The organism is Kitasatospora sp. NPDC002551 (assembly GCF_040296005.1).
Classification (GTDB): domain Bacteria; phylum Actinomycetota; class Actinomycetes; order Streptomycetales; family Streptomycetaceae; genus Kitasatospora.
On the sequence record NZ_JBEOWI010000016.1, the window covers coordinates 126,556 to 138,480 of the forward strand.

Annotated in this window: 11 protein-coding genes; 7 read left to right on the top strand and 4 right to left on the bottom strand. The window is 74.8% G+C overall.

Translation table 11 applies throughout. The features are described 5' to 3' along the window. Positions 1-4: 4 nt before the first annotated feature. The 3 genes from ABT093_RS16790 to ABT093_RS16800 all read left to right on the top strand — a co-directional run bounded on the left by ABT093_RS16790 (position 5) and on the right by ABT093_RS16800 (position 2,638). The gene (locus tag ABT093_RS16790) at positions 5-604 is read left to right on the top strand and encodes a DUF5998 family protein (RefSeq protein ID WP_350564848.1); all 600 of its coding nucleotides are present in this window, start codon (positions 5-7) and stop codon (positions 602-604) included. A 160-nt stretch (positions 605-764) separates the two neighbouring features. Next, the gene (locus tag ABT093_RS16795; RefSeq protein ID WP_350564870.1) at positions 765-1,949 is read left to right on the top strand and encodes an alkaline phosphatase family protein; all 1,185 of its coding nucleotides are present in this window, start codon (positions 765-767) and stop codon (positions 1,947-1,949) included. Between the two features lie 32 nt (positions 1,950-1,981). Next, a complete protein-coding gene (locus tag ABT093_RS16800) occupies positions 1,982-2,638 on the top strand; it encodes a thymidine kinase (RefSeq protein ID WP_350564850.1) in 657 nt (218 codons plus the stop codon). A gap of 9 nt (positions 2,639-2,647) precedes the next feature. On the opposite strand, the gene ABT093_RS16805 is transcribed toward ABT093_RS16800, so the two are convergent. Next, positions 2,648-3,397 carry a VOC family protein gene (locus ABT093_RS16805; protein WP_350564852.1) on the bottom strand — a complete coding sequence of 250 codons (750 nt, stop codon included), beginning with the start codon at positions 3,395-3,397 and terminating at the stop codon, positions 2,648-2,650. Between the two features lie 155 nt (positions 3,398-3,552). Between ABT093_RS16805 and ABT093_RS16810 the strand changes: the two genes are divergently transcribed. Next, the gene (locus tag ABT093_RS16810; protein ID WP_350564854.1) at positions 3,553-4,413 is read left to right on the top strand and encodes a sulfurtransferase; all 861 of its coding nucleotides are present in this window, start codon (positions 3,553-3,555) and stop codon (positions 4,411-4,413) included. 63 nt (positions 4,414-4,476) lie between these two features. On the opposite strand, the gene sepH is transcribed toward ABT093_RS16810, so the two are convergent. Further along, a complete protein-coding gene (sepH, locus tag ABT093_RS16815) occupies positions 4,477-5,553 on the bottom strand; it encodes a septation protein SepH (protein WP_350564855.1) in 1,077 nt (358 codons plus the stop codon). A 580-nt stretch (positions 5,554-6,133) separates the two neighbouring features. Between sepH and ABT093_RS16820 the strand changes: the two genes are divergently transcribed. Continuing rightward, positions 6,134-7,009, top strand: coding sequence for a hypothetical protein (locus ABT093_RS16820; RefSeq protein ID WP_350564857.1), 876 nt, complete (start codon positions 6,134-6,136; stop codon positions 7,007-7,009). On the opposite strand, the gene ABT093_RS16825 is transcribed toward ABT093_RS16820, so the two are convergent. Both ABT093_RS16825 and ABT093_RS16830 read right to left on the bottom strand, forming a co-directional pair. Beyond that, positions 7,006-8,328 carry a D-arabinono-1,4-lactone oxidase gene (locus ABT093_RS16825; protein ID WP_350564858.1) on the bottom strand — a complete coding sequence of 441 codons (1,323 nt, stop codon included), beginning with the start codon at positions 8,326-8,328 and terminating at the stop codon, positions 7,006-7,008. The two genes, ABT093_RS16820 and ABT093_RS16825, sit on opposite strands and share 4 nt — an antisense overlap. A gap of 92 nt (positions 8,329-8,420) precedes the next feature. Then, entirely contained in the window at positions 8,421-9,677 is a 1,257-nt protein-coding gene (locus ABT093_RS16830; RefSeq protein WP_350564860.1) for an MFS transporter, read from the bottom strand. Positions 9,678-9,807: 130 nt separating this feature from the next. Between ABT093_RS16830 and ABT093_RS16835 the strand changes: the two genes are divergently transcribed. Next, the gene (locus ABT093_RS16835) at positions 9,808-10,950 is read left to right on the top strand and encodes a ferrochelatase (RefSeq protein WP_350564862.1); all 1,143 of its coding nucleotides are present in this window, start codon (positions 9,808-9,810) and stop codon (positions 10,948-10,950) included. A 41-nt stretch (positions 10,951-10,991) separates the two neighbouring features. Further along, complete coding sequence (locus tag ABT093_RS16840) at positions 10,992-11,795, top strand: inositol monophosphatase family protein (protein ID WP_350564872.1); 804 nt, start codon at positions 10,992-10,994, stop codon at positions 11,793-11,795. The last annotated feature ends 130 nt before the right edge of the window (positions 11,796-11,925 follow it).

Genomic DNA, 11,925 nt, shown 5'->3' on the forward strand with positions numbered 1-11,925 from the left:
AGTTATGGCGAAGACCGGTACCACCACCACGCAGGACCTGCGTTCCGCGATCGAGCGCAGCGGCTACTACCCGGCCCTGGTGTCCGAGGCGGTGGAGTCCGCGGTGGGTCCCGAGCCGATCAGCTCCTACCTGGTGCACCAGGAGACCACCTTCGACGCCAACGAGGTCCGCCGGCACGTCACCGTGCTGGTGCTGACCCCGACCCGCTTCGTGGTGAGCCACACCGACGAGCAGACCGGCGACGCCAGCAGCCCCGCCGTCCCGCTGGCCACCACCTCCACCGAGAGCGTCCGCCTCGACCGGATCAACTCCGTCGTGGTCAGCCGGATGGTCGCCAACCCGGAGACCTACACCCCGGGCACCCTGCCCCGCGAGGTCGTACTGACCATCGGCTGGGGCGCCGTGCAGCGCCTGGACCTCGAACCGGCCGGCTGCTCCGACCCCAACTGCGAGGCGGACCACGGCTACACCGGCTCGGCCACCGCCGACGACCTGTCCCTGCGGGTCAGCGAGGCCGGCGACGGCCCCGAGACGGTCGCCCAGGCCCTGGTCTTCGCCCGCGCCCTGTCCGAGGCGACCGTCACCGACCGCCCCCGGGTCTGATCCGCACCGCCGTCCCGCACCCGCCGCCCCACTCGCCGGTCCGCACCCGCCGTCCCGCGCCATCGCCACGTACCGCCGTCACGCGCCCACCCGCGTCGTCCGGACGCCACCCCCGGTGGCCCGGACCGTACCGGACAGCCAGGAAGCCACCCCCGCCACCATGCCCTTCGCCCCCGACGGCCACGACGCCTTCGAGCTCCTCGACCCCGCCGCCGCGCCCGCGCCCCCGTACGGCACCGGCTCGCTCTGCGACCTGCTGCCCTCGGTGGCGGCCGGCCTCGGCGTACCCGGCTTCGAGGCCGCGCTGCCGCTGGCGCCCGCCGACCGCGCGGTGGTCTTCCTGGTCGACGGCCTCGGCTGGGAACTGCTGCTGCGCCACCCCGAGTACGCGCCGTTCCTCTCCTCGCTGACGCCCGGCTCGCTCGGCGGCACCGGCCGCCCGCTGACCGCCGGCTTCCCGTCCACCACCGCCACCTCGCTGGCCTCGGTCGGCACCGGCACCCCGCCCGGGCTGCACGGCCTGGCCGGCTACACGGTGGCGGTGCCCGGCGCCGGCCACCTGATGAACCAGCTCCGCTGGCAGCCGCACACCGACCCGGGCACCTGGCAGCCGTACCCGACCGTCTTCGAGCGGGTGGACGCCGCCGGGGTGGCCACCGCCCAGGTCTCCTCCCCGCTGTTCGCCCAGACCCCGCTCACCCGGGTGGCGCTCTCCGGCGGCACCTTCCTCGGCCGCACCACCGGCGAGGAGCGGATGGACCGGGCCGCCGCCTGGCTGGCCGAGCACGACCGCGCCCTGGTGTACACCTACGTCAGCGAGCTGGACGGCGCGGGCCACCGCTTCGGCGTGGACTCCGACGAGTGGCGGATGACCCTGGACGCGGTCGACCGGCTGGCCCGCCGGCTCGCCGAGCAGCTGCCCCCGCGCTCGGTGATGTACGTGACCGCCGACCACGGCATGATCGACATCGCCCCGGAGGACCGGATCGACTTCGACGAGGACTGGGAGCTCGGCGCCGGCGTCGCCCTGCTCGGTGGCGAGGGCCGGGCCCGGCACGTCTACGCCGTCCCCGGCGCCGCGGCCGACGTGCACGCGGTGTGGAGCGAGGTGCTCGGCGACCGGATGTGGGTGGCCACCCGCGACCAGGCGATCGGGGCCGGCTGGTTCGGCCCCGCCGTGGACGAGCGGGTCTACCACCGGATCGGCGACGTGGTCGCCGCCGCGCGCGACGACATCGCCATCACCGCCTCCCGCAACGAGCCGGGCGAGTCCGCGATGATCGGCCTGCACGGTTCGATGACCCCGGTCGAGCAGTACGTGCCGCTGCTCGAATTCCGCCGCTGAACCCCCTGATGTGAAAGGCTTTTGCACCACCCATGGCTGAACTGGTGTTCTTCTCCGGCACGATGGACTGCGGGAAGTCGACGCTCGCGCTCCAGATGGACCACAACCACGCCGCCCGCGGCCGGCAGGGGATCATCCTCACCCGCAACGACCGGGCCGGCGCGGCCACCATCTCCAGCCGCCTCGGCCTGCGCGCCGACGCGGTGGAGGTGTCCGACGACTTCGACTTCCACGCCCACGTGGTGCACCGGCTCTCGGCCGGCGGCCGGGTCGACTACCTGATCTGCGACGAGGCCCAGTTCTTCACCCCCGGCCAGATCGACCAGCTCGCCCGGGTCGTCGACGAACTCGACATCGACGTCTACACCTTCGGCATCACCACCGACTTCCGCACCCGGCTGTTCCCCGGCTCGCAGCGGCTGATCGAGCTCGCCGACCGGGTCGAGGTGCTCCAGGTGGAGGCGCTCTGCTGGTGCGGCGCCCGGGCCACCCACAATGCCCGCACCGTCGGCGGGGTGATGGTGGTCGAGGGCGCGCAGGTGGTGATCGGCGACATCTCGGTGCGCGAGGACGAGGTCGGCTACGAGGTGCTCTGCCGCCGCCACCACCGCCGCCGGCTCACCGCCGCCACCGCCCGCGCCGCCGTGCTCTCCCCGGACGTCCTCCCCTTCGAGGAGCAGCAGGCCTGAGGCTCGGCCTCAGACCGCCTCCAGCACGGAGAAGTGCCCGCCGCGCGGGTCCGCCAGCCGGACCGCGAGGCCGCGCGGCGTCGGGTGCGGTTCCACCAGCACCCGGCCGCCCAGCTCCACCGCCCGGCGGGCCGTCAGTTGGGCGTCTGTGACGGCGAAGTGGGTGCGCCAGCGCGGCGGGTGGCCGCGCAGCTCGGCGTCGCGCCGGATCCCGGCCACCGGCCGGCCGCCGACCAGCAGGGCCGCCCCGTCCTCGTCCTGCGCCACCGGCACCCCGAGCACCGCGCGGTAGAAGACCGCCGCGCCGTCCGCGTCCGGGGTGAGCAGCTCGGCCCAGGCCGGCCCGCCCGGCTCGGACCCGGCCTCCCGGCCGGGGTGCTCCTCGCCCTGCCAGAGGCCGAAGACCGCCCCCGAGACGTCCGCCGCGATCGCCAGCCGCCCGGCCCGCTCCGCCTGCAGCGGCCCGACCGCGACCGTTCCGCCGCACTCGCGCACCAGCTGGGCCGAGCGGTCCGCGCTGTCCACCGCGAAGTAGGTGGTCCACTGCACCGGGAAACCGGTCACCGAGGACAACCCCAGCCCGGCCACCGGCTCCTCCCCGAGCCGGGCCCGCACGTACGCGCCCAGCTGCGTCGGCCCCTGGGTGAACGTCCAGCCGAGCAGTTCGCCGTAGAACGCCCGGGCACCGGGCAGGTCGTCGGTCATCAGGCTGACCCAGCACGGGGTGCCCTGGGCCAGCCGGAGTGTCAGCGCGGACATGACAGGTCTCCTCGGGGGGCGGACGGCGCACGAAACGGCGCAGTGAGGGTGATGCTTCCACCGTGGGGCGCGTCGAACCCTCGGGCCGCGCGGAAAGTCCGGCAAAGACCGCACAAAGAGCACCGAGGTGATCGCTCTGCGCCAGAATGACCGCCATGACCACGCTTCACGATGATTCCCCGCTGGTGTCGGTGACCGACCTGCGGGAGGCGCTCGCCTCCGGACGCCCGCCGGTCCTGCTCGATGTGCGCTGGCAGCTCGGCGGCCCGCCCGGCATCGAGGACTACACCGCCGGCCACCTGCCCGGCGCCCGCTTCGTCGCCCTCGACACCGACCTCGCGGCCCCCGCCGGCCCGCCCGGACGAGGCGGCCGCCACCCGCTGCCCGACCCGGAGGAGTTCGGCGCCGCGCTGCGCCGCCTGGGCGTCTCGGCCGACCGCCCGGTGGTGGTCTACGACGGCGCCACCGCGATGGCCGCCGCCCGCGCCTGGTGGCTGCTGCGCTGGGCCGGCCACCCCGACGTCCGCGTGCTGGACGGCGGTTACGCGGCCTGGCAGGAGGCGGGCCTGCCGGTCACCACCGAGGTGCCGCCGACCGGGGACGGCGACTTCAAGCCGGTGCCCGGGCAGCTGCCGGTGACCGACGCGGACGGCGCCGCGGCCTGGGCCCGCGAGGCCCTGCTGCTGGACGCCCGGGCGGGGGAGCGCTACCGGGGCGAGACCGAGCCGATCGACCCGCGGGCCGGCCACATCCCGGGCGCGCTCTCCGCGCCGACCACCGAGAACGTCGGCCCGGACGGGCGCTTCCGGCCCGCCGCCGAACTCGCCGCGCGCTTCCGGGCGCTGGGCGCGGGCGACCGGGAGACCGCCGTCTACTGCGGCTCCGGGGTGACGGCCGCGCACCAGATCCTGGCCCTCGCGGTCGCCGGCCTGCCGGCCACCCTCTACCCGGGCTCCTGGAGCGAGTGGTCCGGCGACGAGACCCGCCCGGTGGCCGTCACCGACCAGCCGGGCTGAGCCCGCACACCGGAGGGGCGGACGGCCGAAGCCGTCCGCCCCTCCGGTTCAGCGGTCCTGCCGCTACTCCTGCTTCTTGCGGCGGCTGCCGAAGACGATCTCGTCCCAGCTCGGCACGGTGGCCCGGCGCCCGGGCCGGACACCGTCCGCCTCGGCCTGCCGGTCGGTGGTGCCGACCAGCCGCTCCCGGTGCGGTGCGACCGCGCGCGGCATCAGGATGTCCGCGTACGCCGAGCCCGCGCCGACCGCCGGGGCGGCGGCCGCCGGCTCCTCGGCCTCCTCGGCCACTTCGGCGGGCACCGGCTCGATGGGCGGCGGCGCGCCGACCGCGAGGTCGCCGCGGAAGGCGGGCACCACGTCCAGCAGGCTGGTGAGCGAGTCGCGGGACTCGGCCGTCGCCTCGCGGGACTCCCGGACCTCGCGCGCCGACATGATCCGGTCCGCCGAGGGCCGGTCGATCATCGGACGCGGCGGCCGGTCCTGGGGGAGCCGGGCGATCCGCGGGATGAACGGGAAGACCGACTCCTCCTCGCGCTCGACCGTCTCGCCGATCAGCGCGCGGGCCTCGTCGTCGTTCGGCTGGACCAGCCGCCGGGGCGGGTCGTACGTCCAGCAGGCGCTGCGGCCCTCGCCGTCGGCCCGGTAGGAGAGGATGACCTCCCAGGTGCCGTCGTCGCGCCGCCAGGAGTCCCAGCGCTCGGTCTCCTTCTCCGCGCCGCGCAGCGCCAGCCGCTCGGCCACCGCCTCGCCCAGCTGCGGGCCGGGGGCCTCGCCGTGCCGGCGGATCGCGGTCTTGCGGGCCCGCTCGGCCATGAAGGCGCGCTCGGCCAGCACCGGACCCTCGAAGCGGCGGACCCGGTCGACGGAGATGCCGGCCGCCTGCGCGACCTCCTCGGCGGAGGCACCGGCTCGTATCCGCGCCTGGATGTCCCGGGGGCGGAGGTGGCTCTCGACCTCGATCTCGATCTGGCCGAGGCGCGGACGGTCACCACGGATGGCGGCGCGCAGCCGCTCATCGATGGGAAGGGTGTACTCCGTGCTGTCGGCAGCCTTGAGCACCAGCCGTGTGCCGTCGTTGCTGACGGCCACAACCCGCAGTTCGGGCACGGTTACCTCCCGGGTGGTGCCTGCCGACGTCACCTGCGTCGCTGCTCCCGTACTGAGTGTGGCCTGCCCGCTCGCGACTGGCCACAACCTTGCTGAGTTCCCCGGCGTGTCGGGCTTACGCCCGGCCACGCCGCTGTGGCACGGTTGCCTTTTTGCCACGCCGTCCGTCGGCGTCGCGCCTGGGTGTCCCGGCCGTCCTCGCACGCGCAGTGACGCGACGATCCGGGACGGGCGTCGCCGTGCGTGCCTGCGCCACAGCTCTTCGTCGAACTGCCGGTTGATGGGCAGTCGACAAGTCGACCCGGGCCTCAGGCTTTACGAACAGTACTCCATTCGTGGCATCCAAAGGGGCGGCTCGCCGCTCAAGTCTCCCGCGATTCACGGGAATCTCAAGAGCGCACGACCCCAATGGCCGAGGATCGGCCGATGAACGGTGATCATCTTCACATATATCTCTCGCGAAGAACCGCATTTTCGACCCTTGTGTCCTTCTTTGGGCAAGATGGAGTGACTTGTTCGAAGGACAGTCGTACTGACGCGAGGGATGTTGATGCCGCAGGTGAAGCCCGACCAGGACGGAGCCGGGGAAGGTCGCAGGCGAATTGATCTGAGTGTGGCTCAGGTCGCCGCAAGCGCGCTGGCGACCGTGGTGGGGGCGGTGCTGGCGTCCGAACTCGGGGTGTACGGCACCATTCTCGGCGCGGCGGTGGTGAGCATCGGCGCGACCACCGGCAGCGCGGTGTTCCAGCACCTCTTCAAGCGCACCGGCGAGCAGCTGCGCGGCGCCGTGGACCGGACCGGCGGGCCGGGGCAGTTGGCGAACGGACTGCGGCAGGCCCCGGAGCCGGTCACCGCGGCGGAGCCGGCGCTCTCCACCCCGTGGAGCGCCCCGCAGACGGTCCGGGCGCGTCGGCGGTGGACCTGGAAGTCCTTCGCGGCGGTGTCGGCGCTGGTCTTCACCCTCGCGATGGTGCCGATCCTGGCCTTCGAGCTGGCGACCGGGCAGCCGGTGTCGGCGACGGTCAAGGGCGAGTCGGGCACCGGTACCTCGATCGGTGGCCGGGTCGACCGGAAACCGACCGTCCCACCGGGTGACGCGCCGTCCTCCGCGCCGTCCTCCGGATCCTCCTCCGGACCGTCCTCGGTGCCCTCGCCGTCGGCCGGCCGGGACGACGGCGCCTCCGGGCGGCCGAGTCCCGGCGCCCGTCCGGACGGGGAGGGCGGCGGGCCGTCGGCCTCCCCGTCGGCCGGTTCCGGTACGGGGCCGGGCGCGTCGCCCTCCGCCCCGCCCTCCGCGCGCCCCACCGGCGAGCCGTCCGCGCCCGCCGCGTCCGTCGAGCCCTCCGCGCCGGCCGGGGACGGGGCCGCGAAGCCCTCCGGCGCCGCGACGCCCAGGCCGCCGGCCCCGACCACCGCCGCCGAGCCGCCCGCGGCCCCGGCCGCCCCGGCCGCCCCGACGGGGCAGGCGCAGGGTCAGCCGCAGGGTTAGGCGCCGAGCACCCGGCGCAGGTAGTCGTTGCCGAAGCGGCGGTCCGGGTCCAACTCGTCGCGCAGCGCGGTGAAGTCGGCGAAGCGCGGGTAGACCCCGGCGAGGTACTCGGCGTCCCGGGTGTGCAGCTTGCCCCAGTGCGGGCGGCCCTGGTGCGCGGTCATCAGCCGCTCGACCCCGGTGAAGTACCCCTGCTCGGCGGTGCCCCGGTAGAGGTGAACGGCGATGTAGGCGGTGTCCCGGCCGTGTGCGGTGGAGAGCCAGACGTCGTCGGCCGGCGCGAACCGCACCTCGACCGGGAAGCTGACCCGCCAGTCGGAGCGCTCGATCATCGCCCGCAGCTCGCGCAGCACCTCGCCGACCGCCGCGCGCGGCACCGCGTACTCCATCTCGATGAAGCGCACCTTGCGGGGACTGGTGAACACCCGGTACGCGGTGTCGGTGTAGCTGCGGTCCGACCAGGCGCGGCTGGCGAGCGCGGCGATGGCGGGCACCGAGCCGGGGAAGCGGCGGCCGACCCGGCAGGCGCCCTCCCAGACGGTGTTGGACAGGAAGTCGTCCTCCAGCCACTCCTTGAACCGGGGCAGCGGCGCGGCCGGCCCCTGGCTGCGGTTGTTCCGCTTGGTGGAGCAGCGGTCGGTGTGCGGGAACCAGTAGAACTCGAAGTGCTCGTTGACCGCGGTGAGGTCGTCCAGCCGCTCCAGCACCTCGTCGAAGCGCATCGGCTGCTCGTGCGCGGTGAGAAGGAAGGCCGGCTCCACGGCGAGGGTGAGCGCGGTGATCACGCCGAGCGCGCCGAGGCCGAGCCGGGCGGCCTCGAAGAGCCGCGGGTCCTCGGTGGGGGAGCAGCGGCGGATGCCGCCGTCGGCGAGCACGATCTCCAGGCCGCGGATCTGGGTGGCGAGCGCGCCGGAGTCCCGGCCGGTGCCGTGGGTGCCGGTGCTGGTGGCGCCGGCCACGGTCTGCACCTCGATGTCGCCCATGTTGGTGAGCGAGAGGCCCGAGGCGGCGAGCAGCCGGTTGAGGCGGTGCAGCGGCAGCCCGGCCTCGACGGTGACCGTGCCGTTCTCCCGGTCGATCTCCCGGACGGCGGTCAGCGCGTGCGGGCGGACGAGCACGCCGTCCCCGGCGGAGGCGATCGCGGTGAACGAGTGGCCGGAGCCGACGGCCTTGACGGTCCGGCCCTGGTCGCCGGCGCGCAGGATCTCCTTGGCCAGCTCCTGCGCCGTGCCGGGGGTGACCACCCGGGCGGGCACGGTGCTCTGGTTGCCCGCCCAGTTCGTCCAGCGGGTGCGGGTCGCGGTACTGGCCTGGGGCATTGCGGCGCCTCCTGCTCCGTGGCCGAACGGCGTCGGCTCACCTCGGTCCCTACCCGTGGGTAGGCCACGGGTAGGGAGGAGGGTAAGTCAGGTCACCGTTCGAGGTCCACGGTGACGGCCGACGGTTCGGCGACCTCCTCGGCGGCCAGTCCGGTCCGGAGCCGGCCGAGCCCGGCGAACGCGGCCAGCACGCCGAAGACCCCGGCGGCCACCGGCACCCAGTAGCCGGCCGCGGCACCGGCCGCGTCGATCACCCAGCCGCCGGCCGAGGAGCCGGCCGCCACGCCGAGCGCCAGCCCGGTGGTGGTCCAGGTCATGCCCTCGGTCAGCTGCGCCGCCGGGACCATCCGCTCGACCAGGCCCATCGCGGTGATCAGAGTGGGGGAGATGGCGATGCCCGCGATCAGCAGCGCGCCGCCGATCGCCACCAGGCCGCCGACGCCGCTCACCGACTCGGCGACCAGCAGCAGCGGGACCATGCTGAGCGCCATGAACACCACGCCGCCGAGGAAGCGCACGGCCATCGAGCCGGTCAGCTTGAGCGTGCCGAAGACCACGCCGGCCAGGCAGGAGCCGAGCGCCCAGAGCGCCAGGATCACCCCGGAGACCGCGTCGTGGTGCTGGGCCTTGGCGTACGCCACGGTGACCACCTCGACGGAGCCGAAGATCGCGCCGGTGGCCACGAAGGTCAGGATGAGCACCTGGAGCCCCCGGTTGAGGATCACCGGGCTGCCGACCTGCCGGGCGGCCGGATGGACCGGCGGCTCGGTGGAGCGCTGGGCGGCGAACAGGGCCACGCCCACCGCCAGGAAGACGCCGGCGAGCAGCACGCCCGCCTCCGGGAAGACCGCGGTGGCCAGCGTCACCGAGAGGATCGGGCCGACGATGAAGCAGATCTCGTCGACCACCGCCTCGAAGGAGTAGGCGGTGTGCAGCCTCGGCGTCTCGTCCCGGTACAGGTGCGCCCAGCGGGCCCGCACCATCGCGCCGGTGCTCGGCATGACGCCCATCCCGGCCGCGAACACGAACAGCGTCCAGACCGGCGCCTCGAACCGGGCGCACAGCAGCAGGCCGACGGCGGCGACCACGGTGGCCGCGGTGGCCGGCAGGACGACCCGGCGCTGCCCGTGCCGGTCCACCAGCCGGGAGACCTGCGGTCCCAGGATCGCCGCGGACACCGCCATCGTCGCCGACACCAGACCGGCGACGCCGAAGGAGCCGCGCAGCTGGGAGAGCATGGTGACGATGCCGATCCCCGTCATGGAGATCGGCAGCCGGGATATGAACCCGGTGGAGGAGAAGGCCAGACTGCCGGGCGCGGCGAAGATCTGGCGGTAGCTGGACAGCACGGGGGCTCCGCAGGGGGTAAGGAACGTTGCTGGCAAAGACAGCTTACGAACCTTGGCAAACGGTATTTTTCCGGGCACTGTGTGCAGCCCCGGCACCGGCCTCCCTGTTCCCGGTGGCAGGATCGGTGCCATGTCCGACGCGCGCAACCCATCCGCCACCGGCGCCGCTCCGTACGACGCCCTGCTGCTGCTCTCCTTCGGCGGGCCCGAGGCCCCCGAGGACGTCGTCCCGTTCCTGGAGAACGTCACCCGGGGCCGCGGGATCCCGAAGGAACGGCTCCAGGAGGTCGGCAAGCACTACTTCCTGTTCGGCGGCGTCAGCCCGATCAACGGGCAGAACCGCGCGCTGCTGGCGGCGCTGCGCGCGGACTTCGCCGAGCACGGCCTCGACCTGCCGGTGTACTGGGGCAACCGGAACTGGGCGCCCTACCTGGTCGACACCCTGCGCGAGATCGCCGCCGACGGGCACCGCCGGATCGCCGTCCTGGCCACCAGCGCCTACGCCGGCTACTCCGGCTGCCGCCAGTACCGGGAGAACCTCGCCGACGCGCTGGCCGCGCTGGCCGCCGAGGGCCTGCCGGAGCTGCGGGTCGACAAGCTGCGCCACTTCTACAACCACCCCGGCTTCGTCGAGCCGATGATCGACGCCACCGTGGCCGCCCTGGGCCGGCTGCCCGAGGAGGTCCGGGCCGGCGCCCGGCTGGCGTTCACCACCCACTCGATCCCGGACAGCATGGCCGAGACCTCCGGCGCCCCCGACGACCCGGCCCGCGGCCGCCCCGGCGGCGCCTACGTCGCCCAGCACCTGGACGTGGCCCGGCTGGTCGCCGCCGCCGTCGCCGAGCGCACCGGGGTCGCCGACCGCCCCTGGGAGCTGGTCTACCAGAGCCGCAGCGGCGCCCCGCACGTCCCCTGGCTGGAGCCCGACATCTGCGACCACCTGGAGGCGCAGCACGCCGAGGGGGCCCCGGCCGTGGTGATGGTCCCGATCGGCTTCGTCTCCGACCACATGGAGGTCAAGTACGACCTGGACACCGAGGCGGTGGCCAAGGCCGCCGAACTCGGCCTGCCGGTCGCCCGGGCCGCCACCGTCGGCGCCGACCCCCGGTTCACCGCCGCCGTGCGCGAACTCGTCCTGGAGCGGGCCGCCGCCGAGCGCGGCGCGCCGGTGACCCGCTGCGCCCTCGGCACGCTCGGCCCGGGCCACGACGTCTGCGCCGTGGCCTGCTGCCCCAACCCGCGCGCCCCGCGCCCGGCCGCCGCCGAGCGCTGACCCGTTCCGCCCCCGGAGGAGAACCCGTGTCCAGCCCCGCCGTGCCCGACCCCGCCCTGCTCGACGAGCTGCTCGACGTCGCCCTGGACGCCGCCCGCCGGGCCGGCACCCTGCTGCTGGAGGGCCGGCCCGCCGACCTCGGTGTCGCCGGCACCAAGAGCAGCCCGGTCGACGTGGTCACCGAGATGGACCTGGCCTCCGAGAAGCTCGTCCTGGAGCTGATCACCGCCCGCCGCCCCGAGGACGGCTACCTGGGCGAGGAGGGCGCCGAGCGGCCCGGCACCAGCGGGGTGCGCTGGGTCGTCGACCCGCTCGACGGCACCGTCAACTACCTCTACGGCCTGCCCTCCTGGGCGGTCAGCGTGGCCGCCGAGCTGGACGGGCGCGCGGTGGTCGGTGTGGTGTACGCCCCGGCGCGCGGCGAGCTGTTCCACGCCGTGCTCGGCCGCGGCGCCCGGGTGGACGGCCGGCCGCTGTCGGCCCGCCCGGCCCCGCCGTGGGGCCAGGCGCTGATCGGCACCGGCTTCGCCTACGTCCGCGAGGTGCGGGTCCGGCAGGCCGAGGTGGTGCTCGGGCTGATGCCCGAGGTGCGCGACATCCGCCGGGCCGGCGCCGCCGCCGTGGACCTCTGCGACGTCGCCGCCGGCCGACTGGACGGCTACTACGAGCGCGGGCTGGCCCCCTGGGACCGCGCGGCCGGCTGCCTGATCGCGGCCGAGGCCGGCGCCCTGGTCGGCGGCCGCCCCGGGCAGGGCCCGGACGGCGTGCTGACGGTGGCCGCCGCCCCCGGCGTCTACGAGCCGCTCCAGGAGCGGCTGGCCGCCCTGAAGGCCTGGGCCGACTGAGCGCCCGGGCGGACCGGACACAGGGAAAGGCCCGTAACGCCGTCCGGAAGGCCTTCTCCTCCCCGCTCGCCTCGGTCTTCGTGATCGCGGTGACGGTGCTGTGGACCCTCCCCACCGTCGGGCTGCTGGT